General features: G+C 31.6%; 18 protein-coding genes and 3 tRNA genes. 14 read left to right on the top strand and 7 right to left on the bottom strand.

The window, feature by feature from the left end; genetic code table 11:
- Positions 1 to 4: 4 nt before the first annotated feature.
- A complete protein-coding gene (locus tag ECH_RS00705) occupies positions 5 to 616 on the top strand; it encodes a nucleotide exchange factor GrpE (protein ID WP_006010137.1) in 612 nt (203 codons plus the stop codon).
- Positions 617 to 772: 156 nt separating this feature from the next.
- Complete coding sequence (gene trpS, locus ECH_RS00700; protein ID WP_006010140.1) at positions 773 to 1774, top strand: tryptophan--tRNA ligase; 1002 nt, start codon at positions 773 to 775, stop codon at positions 1772 to 1774.
- Positions 1775 to 2508: 734 nt separating this feature from the next.
- Here trpS and ECH_RS00695 read toward each other — a convergent pair.
- Entirely contained in the window at positions 2509 to 3459 is a 951-nt protein-coding gene (locus ECH_RS00695) for a tandem repeat protein effector TRP47 (protein ID WP_044233223.1), read from the bottom strand.
- Between the two features lie 244 nt (positions 3460 to 3703).
- Here ECH_RS00695 and ECH_RS00690 point away from each other — a divergent pair.
- A tRNA-Ser gene (locus tag ECH_RS00690) sits at positions 3704 to 3791 on the top strand.
- A 327-nt stretch (positions 3792 to 4118) separates the two neighbouring features.
- Here ECH_RS00690 and ECH_RS00685 read toward each other — a convergent pair.
- The 3 genes from ECH_RS00685 to ECH_RS00680 form a co-directional block, all read right to left on the bottom strand.
- Positions 4119 to 4197, bottom strand: a tRNA-Pro gene (locus tag ECH_RS00685).
- Positions 4188 to 4568 carry a MerR family transcriptional regulator gene (locus ECH_RS04730; RefSeq protein ID WP_006010146.1) on the bottom strand — a complete coding sequence of 127 codons (381 nt, stop codon included), beginning with the start codon at positions 4566 to 4568 and terminating at the stop codon, positions 4188 to 4190. The genes ECH_RS00685 and ECH_RS04730 overlap by 10 nt, the downstream gene beginning before the upstream one ends.
- Before the next feature lie 11 nt (positions 4569 to 4579).
- The gene (locus ECH_RS00680; RefSeq protein WP_006010148.1) at positions 4580 to 4882 is read right to left on the bottom strand and encodes an integration host factor subunit alpha; all 303 of its coding nucleotides are present in this window, start codon (positions 4880 to 4882) and stop codon (positions 4580 to 4582) included.
- Between the two features lie 425 nt (positions 4883 to 5307).
- Between ECH_RS00680 and ECH_RS00675 the strand changes: the two genes are divergently transcribed.
- Both ECH_RS00675 and purE read left to right on the top strand, forming a co-directional pair.
- Positions 5308 to 5757 (top strand): TlpA family protein disulfide reductase, encoded by a 450-nt coding sequence (locus ECH_RS00675; protein WP_226988418.1) that lies wholly within the window; start codon positions 5308 to 5310, stop codon positions 5755 to 5757.
- Complete coding sequence (gene purE, locus ECH_RS00670; protein WP_006010150.1) at positions 5744 to 6247, top strand: 5-(carboxyamino)imidazole ribonucleotide mutase; 504 nt, start codon at positions 5744 to 5746, stop codon at positions 6245 to 6247. The genes ECH_RS00675 and purE overlap by 14 nt, the downstream gene beginning before the upstream one ends.
- 187 nt (positions 6248 to 6434) lie before the next feature.
- Here the strand turns inward: purE and ECH_RS00665 are convergent, their stop codons facing one another.
- Positions 6435 to 7958 carry a hypothetical protein gene (locus ECH_RS00665; RefSeq protein WP_011452437.1) on the bottom strand — a complete coding sequence of 508 codons (1524 nt, stop codon included), beginning with the start codon at positions 7956 to 7958 and terminating at the stop codon, positions 6435 to 6437.
- Positions 7959 to 8034: 76 nt separating this feature from the next.
- Positions 8035 to 9357, bottom strand: a complete 1323-nt coding sequence (locus tag ECH_RS00660; RefSeq protein ID WP_011452436.1) for a hypothetical protein — start codon at positions 9355 to 9357, stop codon at positions 8035 to 8037.
- A 240-nt stretch (positions 9358 to 9597) separates the two neighbouring features.
- Here ECH_RS00660 and ECH_RS00655 point away from each other — a divergent pair, with 240 nt between their 5' ends.
- From ECH_RS00655 to ychF, 3 genes are all read left to right on the top strand, one after another.
- Positions 9598 to 10308 (top strand): IspD/TarI family cytidylyltransferase, encoded by a 711-nt coding sequence (locus ECH_RS00655; protein WP_011452435.1) that lies wholly within the window; start codon positions 9598 to 9600, stop codon positions 10306 to 10308.
- Positions 10309 to 10395: 87 nt separating this feature from the next.
- Positions 10396 to 10917: a 2-C-methyl-D-erythritol 2,4-cyclodiphosphate synthase gene (gene ispF, locus ECH_RS00650; protein WP_006010158.1), complete on the top strand. Its 522-nt coding sequence runs from the start codon at positions 10396 to 10398 to the stop codon at positions 10915 to 10917.
- 787 nt (positions 10918 to 11704) lie between these two features.
- Positions 11705 to 12793: a redox-regulated ATPase YchF gene (ychF, locus tag ECH_RS00645; protein ID WP_011452433.1), complete on the top strand. Its 1089-nt coding sequence runs from the start codon at positions 11705 to 11707 to the stop codon at positions 12791 to 12793.
- Between the two features lie 387 nt (positions 12794 to 13180).
- On the opposite strand, the gene tldD is transcribed toward ychF, so the two are convergent.
- Positions 13181 to 14608, bottom strand: a complete 1428-nt coding sequence (gene tldD, locus ECH_RS00640) for a metalloprotease TldD (RefSeq protein WP_044233254.1) — start codon at positions 14606 to 14608, stop codon at positions 13181 to 13183.
- 69 nt (positions 14609 to 14677) lie between these two features.
- Here tldD and ECH_RS00635 point away from each other — a divergent pair.
- From ECH_RS00635 to ECH_RS00610, 6 genes are all read left to right on the top strand, one after another.
- Positions 14678 to 14761 (top strand) — tRNA-Leu (locus ECH_RS00635).
- A 31-nt stretch (positions 14762 to 14792) separates the two neighbouring features.
- Entirely contained in the window at positions 14793 to 16811 is a 2019-nt protein-coding gene (locus ECH_RS00630) for a hypothetical protein (protein WP_011452430.1), read from the top strand.
- Positions 16812 to 17302: 491 nt separating this feature from the next.
- Positions 17303 to 18301, top strand: coding sequence for a pyruvate dehydrogenase complex E1 component subunit beta (locus ECH_RS00625; protein ID WP_011452429.1), 999 nt, complete (start codon positions 17303 to 17305; stop codon positions 18299 to 18301).
- A 514-nt stretch (positions 18302 to 18815) separates the two neighbouring features.
- Positions 18816 to 19250 (top strand): CopD family protein, encoded by a 435-nt coding sequence (locus tag ECH_RS00620; protein WP_006010616.1) that lies wholly within the window; start codon positions 18816 to 18818, stop codon positions 19248 to 19250.
- A gap of 101 nt (positions 19251 to 19351) precedes the next feature.
- On the top strand, positions 19352 to 19933 hold the full coding sequence (locus tag ECH_RS00615) for a thioredoxin family protein (protein ID WP_006010618.1): 582 nt from the start codon (positions 19352 to 19354) through the stop codon (positions 19931 to 19933).
- A gap of 13 nt (positions 19934 to 19946) precedes the next feature.
- Complete coding sequence (locus tag ECH_RS00610) at positions 19947 to 21653, top strand: cation:proton antiporter (protein ID WP_006010620.1); 1707 nt, start codon at positions 19947 to 19949, stop codon at positions 21651 to 21653.
- The last annotated feature ends 324 nt before the right edge of the window (positions 21654 to 21977 follow it).

Genomic DNA, 21977 nt, shown 5'->3' with positions numbered 1-21977 from the left:
AATTATGAGTGATAATGGTGACAACAATACAAAAAGTCCACAGCATAACAACCCTCAACCCAATGAAAAGTCTGACGGCAAGGTTCAACCTGGTCAACCTCAAGTCAATCCACAAAGAAAATTTACAGCAGGAATAAACAAGAAGAAAGAAAAATTGAACGAAGATTTGTCAGAACTAGACAAGCTAAGACAACAATTAATACATTTCCAGAATCAATTCCGTTTAGCAGTTGCTGATAAAGAAAATGTTAAACGCATCATGCAAAAAAATATAGATGATACTTCCATATATGCAATTTCTAACTTTGCTCGTGATTTATTAAGCTCTTGTGACAACTTAGAAACATCATTAAAAAACTTAAAGGAGGGTGACAGTATTCATGCAGGAGTACTGATGACATATAAAGAACTGTTAAACACTCTAGAACGTCACAACATCACTAGAATAGACCCAATCGGAGAAAAGTTTAATCCTCAGTTTCACAAAGCTGTATCCCAAATGGTCGACGCAGAAAAAGATGACAACACCATCTTACATGTTGTACAACCTGGGTATATAATAAAAGACAAATTATTACGTGCAGCTTCAGTAATTATATCTAAAAAGAGTGACTAGATATAATTTAATTAAACTCTCATACATTCATCTCTCTACTATTCTGACACATACTAATATCAGTTGTATATTACGTGTTTTTGCAGTGTAGAAAGTACGTGCATAATCAGATAAGTTATTGTAAAATACACCACCAATTATTTGAGGATAATAATTATGTCTATACCTATTGTTTTATCTGGTATACAACCAAGCGGTGGTATACATCTTGGAAACTACTTAGGTTCTATACGTAATTGGGTGTCTTTGCAAAGTTCATATAAGTGCTTTTTTTTTCTTGCTGATTTACATACCTTAACATCTAATAATTATAATTCAGCTGAATTAAAGCAAAATTCTATAAACACATTAGCAACATATTTAGCATGTGGTATTGACCCAAATAAATCAGTTTTATTCGTTCAATCATCCATCCATGCACATGCAGAATTGTTATGGATATTTAGTTGTATTACTTCAACAGGGCAATTAAATAGAATGACTCAATTTAAAGAAAAAAGCCGTAACAAAGTATCAACAGCTTGTTTAGGTCTATACAGCTATCCAGTATTAATGGCTGCGGATATATTAATATACAAAGCAAATATTGTACCAGTAGGTATTGACCAAAAACAACATCTCGAGCTAACTAGGGATATTGCTATGAATTTTAATTCTACATATAACACGCAATATTTTCAAATCCCAGAACCATTGATTATGCAGGAGTCAGCAAAGATTATGAATCTGAGGAATGGAAAGAAAAAAATGAGTAAATCTGACTCATCGGATTACACTCGTATTAACTTATATGATAGTAACGATGTAATTTCAAAAAAAATAAGCAAAGCAACCACTGATTCTATAGTAGGATTCAATTTTAGTACTTTAGATAGTAGGCCTGAAGTTAAAAACCTTGTTAGCATATATGCTACACTTTTAAACATCAATATAGAACAAGCATGCACTAACATTGAAAATTTCAGTACAAAACAATTCAAGGAACAATTAACAGAATTACTCATTGATAATATCGCTCCAATACGACATAAAGTAACAGAATTCCTTGAAGATAAAGAACATCTTCATAACATAATAGTATCAGGTAACAATAAAGCAGCATCTATTGCTAATAAGCACATATTAGAAATAAAAGAAATCATAGGGTGTTGGTCATAATCATAATACTTTGTTAGCAAAAGATTAATTTATACACTACTACGTCATTTACTATTTAACATGATGCCTAGCATTGCTAGTGAGGTATATATCAATCAACCAAAAAACCAATTTTAATACAGCACATTACTACTAGTAACAAAAGTTGCTAAGTATGTACTGTGCTATATTCACTATCAGGTGTAATTTTTATCTGATGGCCAATATCCTGATTTTAATTAACGTCTTAAAATTGGCAGATTACTAGTTAACAGTTTATAAGGTTTCCGTCTGCTATATAAAAAACAAAACTTATCATTACAAACTTAGTGTATTTGTAAGATCGCTTTTTACAACGATAACTAATCTAAAAAGATGAATAACCTTTAAATTCATAATGCTTAACTTTCTATCTTTATACTTTATAATCTTAAGGCACAACGTGATAAAAAATATCAGTAAAACTTATAAAGTGAAATGTACTAAAACTCTAATTTCAAGTTCATCATACAAATAATACAGTATTATTTCCTAGAATTAATACAAGTAATAATGAAAGTAAATAAGAAAGTGTATTCATTAACTAAAAGATTAAATCATCACTTGACATTATACATAAATACAAAAATAGTATACTTATAAGACTATAACGTTTTTATTAACATACCAAGGTTTAACTTCTATCACCACAGAAGCTAAACCTTGATTATCAGTTTACAGTTTTATAGCATTAACATGCTATATTATGGGTTTATTTAGAAATAAAAGTATCTATTACCAAATTGAGCAGCCATATCTTCTTCATTTAACAAAGAATCTCTAGATTGTGGTTGAGTTGCAGGAGTTTCTTGGCTTACAGCATTTACTACTGCATCTCCTTCAGATACACTAGCTGCAGGAGTTTCTTGGCTTACAGCATTTACTACTGCATCTCCTTCAGATACACTAGCTGCAGGAGTTTCTTGGCTTACAGCATTTACTACTGCATCTCCTTCAGATACACTAGCTGCAGGAGTTTCTTGGCTTACAGCATTTACTACTGCATCTCCTTCAGATACACTAGCTGCAGGAGTTTCTTGGCTTACAGCATTTACTACTGCATCTCCTTCAGATACACTAGCTGCAGGAGTTTCTTGGCTTACAGCATTTACTACTGCATCTCCTTCAGATACACTAGCTGCAGGAGCTTCTTGGCTTACAGCATTTACTACTGCATCTCCTTCAGATACACTAGCATTTCCTTCAAGAACTGGAACCACTATACTGTCACTTAAAGATAAGATTTGACTTATTGCAGAACCTACACCTTCAGCTACAGAGCTAGCCGCACCTCTTCCGTGTGCATCATGATCATGTTCATTGTGATGAACACAATCAGAACCACATTCATTTGCAGTGTGCATGTTAACGACGAAGTGTGGATGCTGACTGTTATCTAATTCTGTAAAAGGTGCCATAGGATCAACTAAGAAAGAAGCTCTTAAATTGTGATTTTTTATATCAAATACAAAGTTTTCAGCTTGTACACCACGAAAATCTGATATAACATGACCATTGTTTTTAAATAAAATATGATAACCATGATCAGGTTCACTTCCAACATCAACCTGCATGTCACCACTTGTAACAACAAATCTATTCCCACTATAAATATTTAAATTATTAGAGAAATCAATATCATTAATTTCTGTTGTTAAATGAAGCATACAATAACCATTAGTAAAATAGCATGCTCTAATTATACAATTTAGTGTATTAATTTTGTTTTAAATCAACTTTCCCTGCACAAAAAAAGAAACATTATTATTAGCTAAATAATTTATTTGTGATACCATTACCTGTTTTTTCTCATTTAATATTATCTCATTAACATATTGTACTATTCTTAATTTTTAACAATCAAACTAAAGAGATATTGCACGATTTTTAATATTATGTTACAAATAAATTGGATGGATGGCCGAGCGGTTTAAGGCACCAGTCTTGAAAACTGACGTACGTTAATAGCGTACCGTGGGTTCGAATCCCACTCCATCCGCACCTTCTTATATGTAGTTAAACGTATCCCCTACTTTTTATAATACCTATAACTTGTATTCAAAAAACCCTAAATAAAAACTGTAATGTATTTTAACAATGTTATTAAATAACCCACTTCAAAAAAATACTATAACACCTGTGCACACACCATATTAGATAAATGCCATTATATTCAGAACATTATTACTAACTACTTATATAAATCACGTTTATAACTAACAAAGTAATTAAAATTACAAGTATACAACCATATTATCAACATAACTTCACATGTACCACTTATAATATGAACTAAAGATCATATAGTATTAAAGACAGAGTTAATTGGTCGGAATGATGGGATTTGAACCCACGACCTCCAGTCCCCCAGACTGACACGCTAAACCAGGCTGCGCTACATTCCGTTAAACTTCTTTAACAAACTATCCCTTAAGCTTAACATATCATCTAGCAAACTAATTAAATCTTTTCTATAAACACTTTGTTCTGTATCATTAGTGTGTTTATTAATATTAGCAGGTTTCCTACCTAATTCTTGCTGCACACCTTTAATCTTATATCCCTTATCATACAATAAATGCTTAATATGCTTTAAAGTATCAACATCAACTTGTGAATACAATCTTCTACCACGACGTTTAATTGGATTAACCTGAGGAAATTTTTCTTCCCAAAACCTTAGTACATATTGTTCAACATCCAGGTCTTTTGCAACCTCACCTATTGTTTTAAGCTTACTACTATATTCATCGTGTAATATTTTCTTTTCACCCATGAATTTTACCTCTACTCTGTACTATCATCACTATTAATTGAATGCTTAATAAGTATTGATGGGTAAAATGACACAGTATAACGCTCTTTAATAACAAATTCCTCAGAAGTTTTTGGATTACGACCCATACGAGCCTTCTTTTTATAAGACTTAAAAGTCCCAAAAGAAGATATTTTAAGTATACGATCTTTTACCAATGCATTCAGCATTTCATCCAAAATCTCCCCAACAACAGACGAAGCATCCTCACGAGATAACCCTACATCTCTATTAATAACTTCTGCTATCTTCGATTTAGTAAGAGTTTGAGTCATATTATAAATAACTTAAAATTTAATGCTTTTTATTCTATATCATTAGATTAAAAGTTCAAGACTATATTCTAAATATATTCAACACATATGCAAAAAATTATAACAGCATACAAAAATACACCACTTATCATTAACTTTCTTACATGACTATTTTAATTTACATCTATTTAATTTACAAATTTACAAAGACATTAAACTACTTTAAACTACAGCTTAAAAATAATCCCTACAGGTTAAAATTATCTTTTAGTAAGCAACAACACAATATATAGTAACACTCTAAGTACCTGTTAAAGAACCCATAAAAACACAAATAGGTAAATTTTATGAATAACAAACACTTTATATTTTTTACTTGTATTATTTTTTTATTTATTCTACTTACTATCAACAAGATATCTTCCTACTATCAAATACAACGTAATATGCCAGATACGCTATTACAAATCAAAGAAATAAATTCAGACAAAGCATTATCTGAGATGTTCACAATCAAAGATTCAAAGGTAAATATTTTAGTAATTTATACATCTTGGTGTAGCAGTTGTATAAAAAAGCTTCCAGAAATTAACAAAGTCATTGCTAATAATGAAAATATTCATCCTATTATTATCTCGTTAGATGAAAATAAAAATAAGTTGTTATCCTTCTTATCTAAACAAGGTACTCTATATTTTACTCCATATAATGTACCACCAAATCATATGAAAAAACTATTGTCACATTTAACTAATAAAGGTATAACTTTTGATCATCACATCCCATATATAGCAGTTTTGTACAATGGGATGAACCCAATAACTAATATAAATAGTGTATCACAGTTAAAGTCAACCATTAAAGATATTATAGAGAAATATCATGTCAACCAATAAAAACATTGCAGATGTTGCTGTTATTATGGGAAGTCAATCAGATTTTTCAACAATGAACAACTCAATATCAATACTAAAAGAGCTAAACATAACTCATGAAGTAATGATCATATCTGCTCACAGAACACCAGAAAGGCTTTATACATTTGCAAAATCTGCAGAAGACAATGGTTTTAAAGTTATTATAGCAGGAGCAGGAGGAGCAGCTCATTTACCAGGGTTAGTAGCATCCTTAACACACATACCAGTCATAGGAGTACCCGTAAAAAGTAGTAATTTAAATGGAATAGATAGTTTACTATCAATAGTACAAATGCCTAAAGGTATACCTGTAGCAACAATGTCCATAGGATCATCAGGAGGATACAATGCAGCCATAATGGCAGCATCTATTCTATCCTTAGAAAATGATGAAATCAGAAAAAACTTAAAAATATGGAGAAAGAACTTGTCTGATTCAGTAAAATTAATTCCAGATATACCGCTATAAGTTTTATTAAAGCATGCAGACTTTTATACTGTAAAATAAGTTATACACCTTTGTATAAGGCTACATAAAAAGTACAATGCAACGTAGCAACATATAAAAAGTCCATACAAACAGTTCAGTTCTATACTTAAAATAGATCACAAACCTTAACAAACATATTTACCCCATCAATACCTATGATACACATCTACGGGGTATGTGTATGTGCATTAGGATCAACACCACCTACAGCACCTAAAGCACTCAGATCTTCCACACTCGGAGCATCAGTAGTACCCATAGGAGGTGTTGCAAATTCTGCACCATCATTAGTACCAGCTGCAGGTGTCGCAGGTGTTGCAGATGCTGTAGGTGTTACAGATGCTGCAGGTGTTACAGATGCTGCAGGTGTTGCAGGCGTTGCAGATGCTATAGGTGTTACAGATGCTGCAGGTGTTGTAGGTGTTGCAGGCGTTACAGATGCTGCAGGTGTTACAGATGCTGTAGGTGTTACAGGTGCAGCTGCAGAGGCTGCAGAATCAGGAATAACCTTTGTTCCTGTACTACTACTTCTATCAGCAGTTCCACTTTCAATAAAATCTTTAACAGATGCGCACACATCTTCAAACATACAGGCACGTTTTGTAGCCATCAAACGCAGTATCATTATTTGTAATAATGGTACTTCTACTAATCCAATATTAACAAACTGTCTTTTATCAGAACCATTATAATTGTCTATTTTAGCTCTCATATCACCCAAGAATTTATGCAATGCATTTACTAATTCCTGACAAACAGTAATACATCCATCAGGACTGCTATCTTTATCTAGACCTAACAATGCTTTTAATAAATTACTATGTAAACTCCATAACATGCTATTAAGACTATTAAACGCAAACCTTACTTTTGGTATCTCATTTTCTATTCTTTCTATAATAATTTTCATCGCAGATTTTGCATCACTTACATCAATATTCTGCGATAAAGTACCTTGTAAACCGTCGAGAAAGCGCACTCTATGCTGTAAACCCAAACCTTCTAATCTCAGTTGCTTTACGATGAACTCCCTAACATCCTCTGATGCATCCATTAACTTCACATGAGCAACAGACATTTCAGCTATCTTTGCTTTTAAATCTACAACTAGAGCTTGTACCTCTGAAATGTTATTATCTACAACACTTGTAGACCTACGAACCAATGCACCAAGTGCTACCTGCTGTTCTTCTAGAGATTGTAGGCAACGACTACATTTTTTCACAAAATCATCATGTTTAGCCGCTAAACTTCCGTAATGACCTACCAACGCCTCAACTTGACACGTATTTTCATGTAACTTCTCTTTCAAAAACTCACAAACTTCTCTAGCAGACCCTATAAGATCATTAGTCCTCTCTACAACGTGATCCGTTATATCCTGAGTTGCACATATCTTATAAATTAAAAAGAACAACAATATAAAAGATGGTATAGCAACAATTAATGCTATTGAAAAAACAACAGGTATATTCCCACCAAATAATTTGTCTTTTCCACTAAATATTGAATTAAAGCATCCACTATGGTGATACAATGCCACAATAGAGAATACACTCACTAGCGCAGTTAAATATATACTACTGCCTAATAAAAAGTTATACTTTGACTTCAACTTATTACGCTGATAAAGTGTAGAATAACTATTAAAAGCCTGACTTAAGTGTTGAAATTTTTGATCAATTAGCATATTACTTCACAATTATTAATAAAAATTAAAATACATTATTTCTAGATAATGAAAAAAATAGCAAAAATACAGTACATTATGTTAACATTATACCAGAACATGATACACTCTGCAAGTTCTGGACAGCAAAATCAGGATTCTCTTCACTATCAATAGGCCCATTTGAATTTTCACTGCAAGTTTCTGTATGAATGTCATATGATTTATTCCGTTGCATAATAAACAACAATTTTAAAATTATACTTTGCAATTGCACTAACCGTAAAGCCACAATAGAATCCTCCTCTGACATAGTATGTTCAGATGAAGTTGCTTCGCTTCCTTGTTCTTGTTTTACTACATCAAGTTTACGAACAGCAGATAATATACCTGAAATAAATCTCTGTACTTGTTTACCTTTTTCTTGAATTAAATTTTCAGCTTTTTTATATACACTCTCCTTTGCCATACATCGCATACTTGATAAAAAAGAACCTATATTCCACATAACATTACATAACATTTCAAATGTAGGATATTTTATCTCTTCACCATCCAATTCTTCTAAGACACATTTAGTATTAACCAAAATACGGATTAATTCTTTCACTTTACTATCATCTTCACTAAAAAGAGAAACCTTTTTATTTTCTACAGAAGAAGACTGATGTAACTTCATCATCTCAATAATACATACTATTTTAGCTAATATTTCACTACAGTAACCCTTCATCAGGAGATTAATTTCATGTTCTTTTTGACTCATTAACTTACGTCTTTCAGATAGAGACATCAACCCTGCTTCATTCTCTTTAAAAAAACTAGGATTAAGTAATATTCCACTCACTTCAGACATATCAACAGTCACACCCTCTAATTCCCTATACATTTTAGATATATCATCCTCACAATGCTTAACAAAATTTCGCAATTGTTTCTCAACATCAACCCTAGAAGCAGATATTCTCTGAGAAGCATGCTCAATAAATACACCTTTCTCATCTATGGATTCCAACTCATGTGCTAAATGTTGTAAGTGATGAACTTTATGGGATAAATTATCCAACAATTGACGGTCCTGTAGTAAAGATACAAAAGACTCAGCATTTGCATGCATTGATTCAAGATGTCTTTTATTCTTCTTACTGACTGTATATCTAACATAGAATAACAACAGAGATACAACAGAGATTACAGCTATTAAAGCTGCTAATGTTAAGATAGTATGCTTAGGCTTTTTCTGTAAACACATAGCATCAAACAACATTATTAAAAATGATGCATGAATTACAGACACAATACCTATACTAGTATTTAACAAAAATAATTTCTTTGTTAACGACTTTATACTATTATGAGAAAGTTGATGCCTTCTTATAGGAACATAGTCATTAGGAGTTTGAGTATTTCCACCTATCATATACAATTACAATTTAGTGCCATAAATATTAATATAATATTTTTACTTTATTAAATAGAATAAAAATATTAATTTATTATATCAAAATTATTAATTATTACAAGCATTGAATTTTAACTAACAACTAAATACGCCACTGATCTTAATTAGTGCACTAAACCATAGAACATTTATGTTGTACAATTACGATAAGACTTTTAAAATGATAATCTTAGTTAAGATCATGCCATACAAAAATTTATGCACAAGTTCACACTGTTAATTGTTGCAGCTGGTAACAGTAATAGATTTAAATGGAGTGCTATTCCTAAACAATATTGTTCATTAGGTAATCATAATATACTTTGCAGTACAATTAATAATATGATCTCACATCCTAAGATTAATTACGTCAAAGTAGTCATTAGAAAAGAGCACCAACATTTATATGATAATTGCTTACAAAAAATACAAAATGATAAACTATTACCTCCTACCTATGGAGGAAAAAGAAGACAGGATTCTGTACGTATGGGATTAGAGAGCATTCAAAATATAAATCCATATTTTGTCATAATACATGATGCATGTCGCCCATTTATAGATTTAAAGATATTAGATACAATGGAATCAATACTAACTCATTATGCAGGGGTTGTTCCAGTACTTTCAATAACCGATACTATTCATGTAGTACATGAAAACAAGACTGTTATTCAAAATGTTGACAGGAACAGTATTAAATTAATCCAAACACCACAAGCATATAAATATAGCGAAATACTACTACATCATAGAATTGCATATAATACTGAACCCAACAGAGAATTTCCAGATGAATCATCTCTTATGATACATTACAACATACCAATAATGACAACTGAAGGAGATTACAACAATTTTAAAATTACAACTATAGAAGATTTACATAGAGCAATCTTATATACCAAACATATAGATCACAATTATTAAACAATGCACTTAAACAACGTATATCCATTCCTATAAAAATACAGTATAAAAATACCAGCTCGCTTTTTATTGAAATAAAACTGTTCTATGAATCAACATCCCAATAAACCAATATTTAAGGTCGGAATAGGCTACGATGTACACAAATTTGATAATACATGCTATAATGATGCTAATACATTTATCACAATATGCGGAATAAAAATCAACTACCATAAAAAGATTATTGCTCACTCAGATGGAGATGTAGGGCTACATGCATTAACAGATGCTATACTAGGAGCAGTAGGATGTGGTAGTATAGGCCAACACTTTCCAAACACAGACAATACATGGAAAAATATTAAATCTGATTACTTTTTAATAGAAGCACAAAAAAAGGCACAAGAGAAAGGATATTCTATTTCAAATGCCGATATAACTATTATATGTGAACAACCAAAAATTATGCCACACGCATTAGAAATGCAAGAATACATTGCTAATCTTATATGCATAGATCCATCGTGCATTAACGTGAAAGCAACAACCACAGAAAAACTAGGATTTCTTGGTAGAAAAGAAGGAATAGCTGCTCAAGCCATAGTTCTATGCTGCTTACAAAACTAGTATTAGCACTGGTTCTTGATCAGCATTAAATAAAATACATTTATATCATATCCAACACGTAACAATATTAATAACACATATATTCATGTTAATTTACAACCTAAGTAAAATTCATAAATACAGACACTAATATCTAACAACTGATAATACTGAACAAATAATAAGAATTTATAATAAATACTATATAGATTCTCCCTAACTTTTCAAATATGTTATAAATACACTATAAACATATAAACACTTTCTCACTTAATTTATAAGTATCACAAGAGCATCACAAGCAAGTAATTAATGATACAATCCTAATTTTACAATTACTGATCATTATTATGGGGTTAAACTGCGGTATTGTTGGACTACCTAATGTAGGAAAATCAACTCTACACTACAAACATATAAACACTTTCTCACTTAATTTATAAGTATCACAAGAGCATCACAAGCAAGTAATTAATGATATAATCCTAATTTTACAATTACTGATCATTGTTATGGGGTTGAACTGCGGTATTGTTGGACTACCTAATGTAGGAAAATCAACTCTACACAAACATATAAACACTTTCTTATTTAATTTATAAGTATCACAAGTAAGTAATTAATGATACAATCCTAATTTTACAATTACTGATCATTATTATGGGATTGAACTGCGGTATTGTTGGACTACCTAATGTAGGAAAATCAACTCTACACAAACATATAAACACTTTCTTATTTAATTTATAAGTATCACAAGTAAGTAATTAATGATACAATCCTAATTTTACAATTACTGATCATTATTATGGGATTGAACTGCGGTATTGTTGGACTACCTAATGTAGGAAAATCAACTCTATTTAATGCATTAACACAAACTATGGTAGCAGAAGTAGCAAACTACCCATTCTGTACAATAGAACCAAATATAGGCAAAGCAATAGTACAAGATCATAGGTTAAAAACTTTAGCAAACATAGCATCTTCTAAGAAAATTATATACAACCAAGTTGAATGTGTCGATATTGCTGGATTGGTCAGTGGAGCAAGTCAAGGTGAAGGATTAGGAAATAAATTCTTAAGTCATATAAGAGAAGTGGATGCTATTATTCATGTATTACGATGTTTCGGAGATCAAAACATTAGCCATGTTAACCAAACTGTAGACCCAATAAGTGATGCAGAAATTGTAGAAATGGAGCTGATTTTAGCTGATATTGAAAGTTTAAAACGTCGCTTACCTGCAACAGAAAAAGCTGTAAAAGCTAATAAAGAACCCAGAAAGAAATTAGATACTATATTAGAAGTATTAAGTGTGCTAGAAGCTGGCAATTTAGCAAAAAGTGCAAAACACCTAGGCGATGATTTAAAACAACTACAACTCATTACAACAAAACCTATGATGTACGTATGTAATGTAGAAGAATCGAATGTAACCACTGGAAATGCTTTATCAGAAAAAGTAAAACTTATGGCAGAAAAAAAACATAATAAGTTTTGTTGTATTTCAGCAAAATTAGAAGCAGATGTATCAAGTTTAGAAACAGAAGAAGAAAAACAAATTTTTCTAGCTGAGTTTAATTTACAAGAATCTGGTACAACATCTGTAGTAAAAACAATGTATGATCTGCTAGATATGATTACATTTTTTACATTAGGTCCACAAGAAGCACGTGCCTGGCCAATAAAAAGATTCTCTACTGCTAGCAGTGCTGCAGGCGTAATACACACTGACTTTGAAAAAGGGTTCATAAAAGCAGAGCTCATTAGTTTTGATGACTATATAAAATACAATGGAGAGGCAAAGTGCAAAGAAGCTGGAAAAGTCAGGTTTGAAGGCAGAGATTATATCGTACAAGATGGAGATATAATACACTTTAGGCATAATAAATAAATGTTTATTCTACACCCCCTAACACTATGAAATTAATATACACAATTTTCCCTATGTTCTTTAATTAGTACCCTATTTACATAACCTTATACTATTATGCTATACTTCCAATACTGTTGTAATAACCTTTTATTCTTTTCTTCTAAATTGTATATTATACATCCCACATTGCACCTTCCATAGCAATTGTTCATTCTATTTTTGCCAATCATTAACATATTACATTATTTCTATTTCTTCTAACAACATTACTATATTAGTACTTATGATTTTTTCTTGACTTTGATAAATCTGTCTTTTTTAGTAACAACATGTTAATAATACAATCCCCATACTAGTAATTTACTCGAACTAATATTGTATACAACTGTAAACAGATCTTTTAAATTAAACTTCTGTACCACCAACAATAATACTGTCTATTTTAAGAGTTGGCTGCCCTACTCCAACAGGTACATCTTGTCCATTCTTAGAACAAGTACCAATTCCAGGATCAAGTTTTAAGTCATCTCCAACCATTGATACTTTTGTCAAAACATCAGGACCATTACCTATAATTGTAGCACCCTTAACAGGACATGTTACCTTTCCATCTTCTATCAAATAACCTTCAGAAGCTGAAAATACAAACTTTCCAGATGTAATATCTACTTGTCCTCCGGAAAAGTGAACTGCATATACACCTTTTTTAACACTTGCAATTATTTCCTCTGGACAATAACTACCTGGCAACATGTATGTATTTGTCATTCTTGGCATCACAACATCTTGATAACTTTGTCTACGACCATTACCAGTAGAAGTAGTACCCATAAGGTTAGCATTCATTCTATCTTGCATATAATTCACTAAGATTCCATCTTGAATCAATACATTATACCCTGAAGATACACCCTCATCATCTATATTAATAGAACCTCTACGTCCCGGTATAGTACCATCATCAACAACAGTCACACCTTTCGCCGCTACTTTCTTACCTATAGAAGTTGAGAAGGCAGAAACTTTCTTTCTATTAAAATCCCCTTCCAACCCATGACCTACAGCTTCATGCAATAATACTCCTGGCCATCCAGGGCCTAAAACTACTGTCATTTCACCAGCAGGAGTAGGAACCGATTCCAAGTTAACTAACGCTTGACGTAATGCTTCATCAGCCACCATCTGCCATTTACCATCACCAATAAACTCCTCATAAGAAGCTCTACCACCATGACCTGAAGAACCACTCTCCTTTCTTCCATCTTTTTCTAAAATAACACACACATTAAATCTTATAAGCGGTCTCACATCATAAACTCTATCACCAGTAGGTAAAATAATATAAACTATTTGCCATTGACCACTTAAAGAACTTTTTACTTGCCTTACATATGGACTTTTACTATGTAAATAATCATCAACTTGTTGTAGAAGCTTCACTTTAAGATCAAAATCCATCTTCTGTAAAGGATTAGTCTCAGGATATAAAATAGGTTTTGCCTTATTTAAATGTACAATTCCCCCACTATTACTATTATTAATAGATTTTACTAAAGCTGCAGCATTTTCTATTTCTTGCTCAGTAATTTCAGAAGAACAAACAAAAGCTGTCAATTCCTTACAAAAGGATCTCAAACCAAACCCCTGATGTGAATTAAAATCTGCATACTTTAAAATTCCATTTTCCAGTCCAAGGGATTCTGACACACACATTTCTAGAAACAATTCACCACCATCCGCCACACACAAACAATCACGAACAATACGATTCACAGTACTCTCATTAACTTGATTATGAGCAAGAAGCATCTGTTCTACATTGGAGATATTCATAACCATACAGATTTAATTTGATAAAATTAACATGTTATAGTATAATTGTTAATAAATCAACTACTATATGCCCGAATGGCGGAATGGTAGACGCGCTAGCTTCAGGTGCTAGTAATTATTACGATTGTGGAAGTTCAACTCTTCTTTCGGGCACTTGCTTTTTTATAACTTATAATCAGTTTATATGCTTACATCTCCAGAATTACAAGAATCTAACACTATCAATCCAGACAATAGTATCGTTATCGCAGCACTAGGGGAATCAATTCTCCCAGAATTTTCACATAATATATCACACAAAGTACATCAAGACTCACTGAAAATATCTTACACATTACATCATGTAGAAGAGAACAAGCCTATTACTATAAGTAGAATTTCGCAAGCTTTGTGCAACTTTTTAGAATTTTATGTTACAAAAAATTTTATTCTTCCATATTATTCAAATTCAGCTGGTGACGCGCCATCACTAACACAACAACCGTTACACTTTAAAATACGTGTCAACAATACAACAGAAAGCGAAACAATACTACCATCTACAATTTTATCACAAACTTCTTTTGATAAAATAACAATTACAAGTGCATTGAAATCTATTATTAGCAGCCTTCTATCTAATGAACTCAGTAAACATCCTATAATAGGACTGAATCAACAATTAACTTTATCTTTTGATACAATATTTAATATACCATTCGACATAAATACATTAAACAATAACCTAGCTACTAATTTACCTACTGTAAAGGGAATATACAAACTTTATTCTATCATAGAGTTATACAATAACTCACCAACAACTACATTAATTCCTGATTCTCAACCAAAAGACTTGAAGCTAGCTGTGATTCATGTTAAAGACCCACAAAATAAAAAATCCAACGCATCAATATCAGCATGCATAACAACATCTGATCCACAATGTAGAACATCAGCTACAGACTTTATTAAACGATTATGCAGCACTCAATATAATTATCTAGATCTCTTTACAATATACAAAATCGATTCTCAAGCATTTAACACATTACCCGACCCTCAAGAATGTTCTTTAACATGTCACAAACAACCAACAGCATCCAGCGATGCAGTAACTTATAAAATCACTTGCCATAATTTAACAGAAGAAACGTTTTGTAATCAAATACACAACTATATATTTACTTTTAGTACCTTATACGGTACGCAACACCTAGCACTATCACTAGAATTTTCATTAAAAAAAGATATAACTATTACACATAACACTACACTAGAACCAAGGTTCGAATTTCCAGATCTTAACACTCATACTAACATCAAAAAATTATTATGCACTGTATGTAACATATCTTACCATTCTGTTTCCAGAGCATTTTCCAAAAAGAACACTTCGGATATAGTTAAAGCATGCCTCAATTCATACGATATATATTTACATATAATTCCCAGTCAGAATATATCACAACAAATAAGTACAGTAAATTCAATATCTTTTGCTACACAAGATGATCAAATAACTACTCCTGAATCTACACAACATCCTGAATTAATAACAAGACACAAACTCACGAAACACACATCACAACCAAGCTTACAGACCACAACACAACTACAAACAACAGACTTACTATCACATCCTACCACTTCAAGACCTAGTCAAATACAGCCTCTAACCCCTATTTCAGATGACATTACACCAACAACAGAGGATACATCACTATCTACTACCACTCCAACACTTAGTCAGGTACAAGCTTCTACTTCAGGTGCTACATCATCAACTATAGAACCAGACATACAAAGACAACGGGAATTTCTACCATCTATTGTCCAAGACAATAGTTACATAGCAAGAATACAAGAAGACATATCTGCATTAAGAAAAACTATAAAACCTGTAAAACGTACACAAATATATAGGTCAACAAATATACAGCACTCAAAAAGAAATCTCATTATTGCATACATAACTATCAGCACATTGACAATATGTAGCATTATAGGAGTTTTATTTCCTCTTCGGTGTTATGTTAGTAGCGAGATGGAAAATATAAAATCAATAACAGTAATTAGTATTTTTTGTATTGCTGCAATAGCATTTATAGGGGCTATGTTGTACTATCATATTAAAACACCTAACAACCTTGTTGAAACTACTGTAAGCAACCCAACAGACATAGCAGCAACAAGAAATATGCCAGGAACATATACTTCCTAGGAAATACAACTAATACATACTAGATTCTTTATTCTATAGCATTATATACTTATATCTTAGCTATTTTGTGATAATTACAAACTCCAAACCATTTTTCAATATGCAATCACTGGTACACACCATGTATTATTATACAAGTCATACTAACTGAAAACTCTTCATCATTTTTAATTATTAATAAACAACACAGAAAATGTATTATACGTTTACTTCAACTTTCATATCGTAAAATATACCCACAATCTACCACATCTAATAAATAAAATAGCTCAAGTATATTAATTAAACTACTAGGATTAAATTTATTGATAATAAAAATTAATTACTTAACATAGCAGAATATGTATTACATATAACTCAGAGTAAATTCTATTAGTCTTAACTTTTTTACGCTTCATCCTAGTAAAATAAATACAAGTTAGTAAATTGTATTTGCATATGTGTTTTTTTACATATAATTTATTCAAGATTGTTATCAAGATTGCCAAATTATGAGAACTTTAACTGTACGAGAAGCACTATGCGAAGCAATACGTGAAGAAATGGAACGCGACCATACAGTACTAATTATGGGAGAAGAAGTAGGTGAATATCAAGGTGCATACAAAGTGACCCAAGGATTACTTGAACAATTTGGCCCTGATAGAGTCATAGATACTCCCATAACTGAACATGGATTTGCTGGGATAGGGGTAGGTGCTGCATTTGCGGGACTGAAACCTATTGTAGAATTCATGACTTTCAACTTTGCTATGCAGGCAATAGATCAAATTATTAACTCAGCAGCTAAAACTAGTTACATGTCTGGAGGACAATTGAACTGTCCTATTGTATTTAGAGGCCCCAATGGTGCAGCAGCAAGAGTAGGAGCACAACATTCTCAATGTTATGCTTCATGGTATGCACACATCCCTGGATTAAAAGTAGTATCCCCATATTTTGCAGCAGATTGTAAAGGTCTATTAAAGGCAGCTATAAGGGATTTAAATCCTGTTGTATTTCTTGAAAATGAGATCGCATATGGACATAAGCATGAAATACCAAATGAAGTATCAACATCAGACTATATAACCGAAATTGGGAAAGCAGCTATAGTCAAGGAAGGAACTGATATCACAATAACAGCGTTTTCCCTACAAGTTAAATTCGCACTAGAAGCAGCAGAACTTTTAGCAAAAGAAGGTATAAATGCAGAGGTTATAGACTTAAGAACGCTACGCCCTCTTGATACAGAAACAATATTACGTTCTATTAAAAAAACAAACAAAATTATTAGCATAGAAGAAGGATGGCCATATTCAGGCATAGGATCTGAAATAGCAGCATTGATAATGGAATATGCATTTGATGATTTAGATGCACCAATGATAAGAATAACTGGAAAAGATGTACCATTACCTTATGCTACAAACCTTGAAAAGTTAGCATTACCACAAATTGAAGATATACTAGAAGCAGCACGTGCTTTATGTATTCGCAATTATAGATAATTATGACTATCAGAATCTTTAACACTTTAAAATATTCCAAGTTCTTTCATATTTATAACTGGATTCAAACATTAGAGTCATTGGACTCATAACAAATATACCTTATCATAATAAACCACACAATAAATCTTGTGTTTTTAATCAGTGCTTTTATATAACTATTGATATTTTAGTCATAATCTACAATAATTATATTTTAAGTTTATTATAGCAATTTTATTAAACAAAACTCTTTACCCAAACACATAAATTTGCATTTAATAAGCATATTAAAAATATTTTAGCAATATAGTTTATTATTAAAAACTTGCATCAACATTTTAAACAAAATATCACTTACCTTTTGAACAATATAAACATTCAAAAACTATTCTTAAATGTATTCATTGAAAAAGTCATGATGTTATGAAATAATATAAAAACTTACACATTTATTATAAATATTCTAATTGTATTCTGAAGAATATTACATATAATGTATACTTAGAAGGGTTTTCATATACTGGTTCCTACAATGATAGACTATGAACATTGGGTTGAAGCGTTCCACATAATATCAATTATTACTTGGATGGCTGGTATGCTATATCTGCCCAGATTATACGTATATCACGTGCAAGTTGCTCTACATTCTGATAGCTATAGTTTACTTAATACTATGGAAAAAAGGTTATTATTCTATATAATTAACCCATCCATGATTTCTAGTATAGTTCTTGGTGTAATTTTAGCTTTTATGACAGAAGCATATCACTTCTTATGGTTTAAGATAAAAGTAACATGTGTTATATTAATGTGTATAATACATATGATGCTATTTAAACATAGAAGAGATTTTGTCACAAAAAGCAACACTAAGTCCTTATTATACTTTAAATGTCTGAATGAGTCTGTAACTCTACTAATAATAGTTATTGTGATTATGGTTGTAGTAAAACCTTTTATGTAATTTTCGCAAATTCAGTATAATTAAATTTGACTTTAAAAGATTGTATTTTAGAATAAAGTAGTGCATAAAGTTTTGTTGTTTATAGTTTGAGAAATATAGTTATGGTAGCGCTTAATACCCCTCCGGTAAATAAAAAGTTTATCGCTAAAGACTTTTTATTGAAATCTATAGATGGCAATTTATACAACCTAAGCAGCTGTCATAAAGGTAATGGTTTATTGATAATGTTTATATGTAATCACTGTCCTTATGTTAAGGCAATAATAAACAATCTGGTGTATGATGTGAACACATTAAAGAACGATTATAATATTTACACTGTAGCAATTATGCCAAATGATACTATTACTTATCCGGAAGATTCATTTGATAATATGATCAATTTTGCACAAGAACATAGTATTGACTTCCCATATCTAATAGACGAAAACCAAACAGTTGCAAGGAATTATGGTGCTGTGTGTACACCTGATTTTTTCGGATTTAACAATAAATTAGAATTGTGCTATAGAGGAAGATTTGATGCTTCAGGGAAAAACCAGATGAACAGTAAACAAGAAGACAGAGATTTATTTAATGCTATGAAATTAATTTCAAAAACAGGTGAATCACCTGAAAATCAAAAACCAAGTATTGGTTGCTCCATAAAGTGGAAGTCTCAGGATTATAAGTTTGTAACCTAATTAAGAGCTTTCTATGCACGATTCCAAGTATTTACTAGACATCATCACACTCCTTTCAGCAGCCATAGTAATAGTTGTACTATTTTGGAAGTTGAATATTAGTCCCGTATTAGGATATTTCGTTGCAGGAACCCTTATTGGATCAAATGGTTTAAATTTAGTAGAATCATCTGTCATTATACAGAATCTCGGAGAATTTGGAGTAGTTTTTCTACTATTTCTAATAGGTATTGAGCTCACATTTGAAAGATTAATTGCCATGCGATTGCATGTCTTTGGCTTTGGGACATTACAGGTCATAGTAACAGCATTAGCAATATGGTATATTTCAAGTCAGTTTGGTGTAGATTCCAAAGGATCTATTATTATAGGAGGAGCCCTAGCCCTTTCTTCAACAGCAATAGTACTACAAGTATTACAAGAAAAAGGATATCAATCTACTCAAGTTGGTAGACTATCAATAGCAGTTTTATTATTACAAGATTTTGCAGTTGTACCATTAATTGTATTATTACCACTGTTAACAGGGGAATCACATCATAGTATCCCCATATCACTATTATACTCTTTTGTAAAAGCAGCAATTGCCTTAACTTTAATCTTCATCACAGGGAGGTTATTGCTTAGACCTCTATTCAATACTATTGCAGCAATGAAAAGCAATGAAATTTTCATAGCCACGACATTGTTGATTGTTTTAGGAGCAGCTTTTATTACAGAAAACTTTAATTTATCAATGGCACTGGGAGCATTCGTTTCAGGACTTCTTGTTGCAGAAACTGAGTATAGACATGACGTAGAACAAGTTGTCCTCCCATTTAAAAGGCTATTACTAGGGTTGTTCTTCATGACAGTAGGAATGTCAATTGACATTAAGTTTGTACTGAATAAACTCCCTATAATAACATTAGCCTCTATATCTCTCATAGCACTCAAATCTTTTATAATTTTTATATTATGCAGGTTCTTTAGATTTCAACTTGCAGCAGCAATACAGGCTGGGTTATTATTATCTCAAGGTGGAGAATTTGCTTTTATCTTATTTGGTCTTGCAGCAGAAAAAAACGTACTATCCAGCGACCTAGCGCAAACTCTCATGATGATAACAACAGTTACTATGGCTTTCACCCCATTACTGGCAACATTAGGGGATTGGATATCAAAATTAATTACTAAAAAGAAAATATCTTTAAATTCTCAAGAGCTTATCTTAGATACAAAAGACTTAGACCAACACGTTATAGTAGTAGGTTTCGGCAGAGTAGGACGCATGGTTGCAAAAGTACTAGTTGCAGAACACGTAAACTATATTGCATCTGACATTCAACCAAAAATTGTTAAAGATGGAATAGACGAAGGATTCCCTGTATACCTCGGGGATTTGACAAAACTAAATACTTTACAGTCTATGGCAATATCACGAGCTAGAATGATCATCATAGCAATCAACAACGAAGTTACTATAAAAAAGATTATTTCCCTTGTTGCAAAGAACTTTCCACATATAATAATCATCGTAAGGTTGCCTGACTTAAGCAATGTTGAAATATACAAAGAGCTTGGAGCTCACTATTTAATCCCTGAAACATATGAAGTAGGATTACAATTAGGTGCTGTAGCATTGAGTAACAACGGGTTTAGTAACCATGCTATTTCTTTATTGAAAGACAGATTTAGAATGGTAAATTATGATGCTGTAAAAAATAAAGAAGATGAATAATCTGATTTAGAATGAGAATAACGATACCCTACACAACTCTCAAAAAAGCTTGTAATATATGTTTTGAATAAAGCATAACTAACCACTTACATATAATAACTTAACAGTTAATTCTAATGTAAAAGTTAGAGCATATAAAACTATAAGCCATTCCATATAACACAATGTCCACCACAACCTCTGCCACACAAACCAACAAATGTTACATAATAATTCAACAACTAATATAATTTAAAGAGTAAAATATAATTATATTTCACTACATAAAAATTGAGTTATCTATATATAAACAAACCAATAATCAGCATATTATTAAAGAGTAGT

It is taken from the genome of Ehrlichia chaffeensis str. Arkansas, from assembly GCF_000013145.1.
Lineage (GTDB): Bacteria > Pseudomonadota > Alphaproteobacteria > Rickettsiales > Anaplasmataceae > Ehrlichia > Ehrlichia chaffeensis.
Note: the sequence above shows the minus strand (reverse complement) of the source record. Positions and strands in the feature narration are given on the sequence as shown.

Excerpts from the sequence above, each read along its gene's own strand:
- ECH_RS00705 (WP_006010137.1), top strand. The coding sequence starts at position 5 with ATGAGTGATAATGGTGACAACAATACAAAAAGTCCACAGCATAACAAC.
- trpS (WP_006010140.1), top strand. The coding sequence starts at position 773 with ATGTCTATACCTATTGTTTTATCTGGTATACAACCAAGCGGTGGTATA.
- ECH_RS00695 (WP_044233223.1), bottom strand. The coding sequence starts at position 3,459 with ATGCTTCATTTAACAACAGAAATTAATGATATTGATTTCTCTAATAAT.
- ECH_RS04730 (WP_006010146.1), bottom strand. The coding sequence starts at position 4,568 with ATGGGTGAAAAGAAAATATTACACGATGAATATAGTAGTAAGCTTAAA.
- ECH_RS00680 (WP_006010148.1), bottom strand. The coding sequence starts at position 4,882 with ATGACTCAAACTCTTACTAAATCGAAGATAGCAGAAGTTATTAATAGA.
- ECH_RS00675 (WP_226988418.1), top strand. The coding sequence starts at position 5,308 with ATGCCAGATACGCTATTACAAATCAAAGAAATAAATTCAGACAAAGCA.
- purE (WP_006010150.1), top strand. The coding sequence starts at position 5,744 with ATGTCAACCAATAAAAACATTGCAGATGTTGCTGTTATTATGGGAAGT.
- ECH_RS00665 (WP_011452437.1), bottom strand. The coding sequence starts at position 7,958 with ATGCTAATTGATCAAAAATTTCAACACTTAAGTCAGGCTTTTAATAGT.
- ECH_RS00660 (WP_011452436.1), bottom strand. The coding sequence starts at position 9,357 with ATGATAGGTGGAAATACTCAAACTCCTAATGACTATGTTCCTATAAGA.
- ECH_RS00655 (WP_011452435.1), top strand. The coding sequence starts at position 9,598 with ATGCACAAGTTCACACTGTTAATTGTTGCAGCTGGTAACAGTAATAGA.
- ispF (WP_006010158.1), top strand. The coding sequence starts at position 10,396 with ATGAATCAACATCCCAATAAACCAATATTTAAGGTCGGAATAGGCTAC.
- ychF (WP_011452433.1), top strand. The coding sequence starts at position 11,705 with ATGGGATTGAACTGCGGTATTGTTGGACTACCTAATGTAGGAAAATCA.
- tldD (WP_044233254.1), bottom strand. The coding sequence starts at position 14,608 with ATGAATATCTCCAATGTAGAACAGATGCTTCTTGCTCATAATCAAGTT.
- ECH_RS00630 (WP_011452430.1), top strand. The coding sequence starts at position 14,793 with ATGCTTACATCTCCAGAATTACAAGAATCTAACACTATCAATCCAGAC.
- ECH_RS00625 (WP_011452429.1), top strand. The coding sequence starts at position 17,303 with ATGAGAACTTTAACTGTACGAGAAGCACTATGCGAAGCAATACGTGAA.
- ECH_RS00620 (WP_006010616.1), top strand. The coding sequence starts at position 18,816 with ATGATAGACTATGAACATTGGGTTGAAGCGTTCCACATAATATCAATT.
- ECH_RS00615 (WP_006010618.1), top strand. The coding sequence starts at position 19,352 with ATGGTAGCGCTTAATACCCCTCCGGTAAATAAAAAGTTTATCGCTAAA.
- ECH_RS00610 (WP_006010620.1), top strand. The coding sequence starts at position 19,947 with ATGCACGATTCCAAGTATTTACTAGACATCATCACACTCCTTTCAGCA.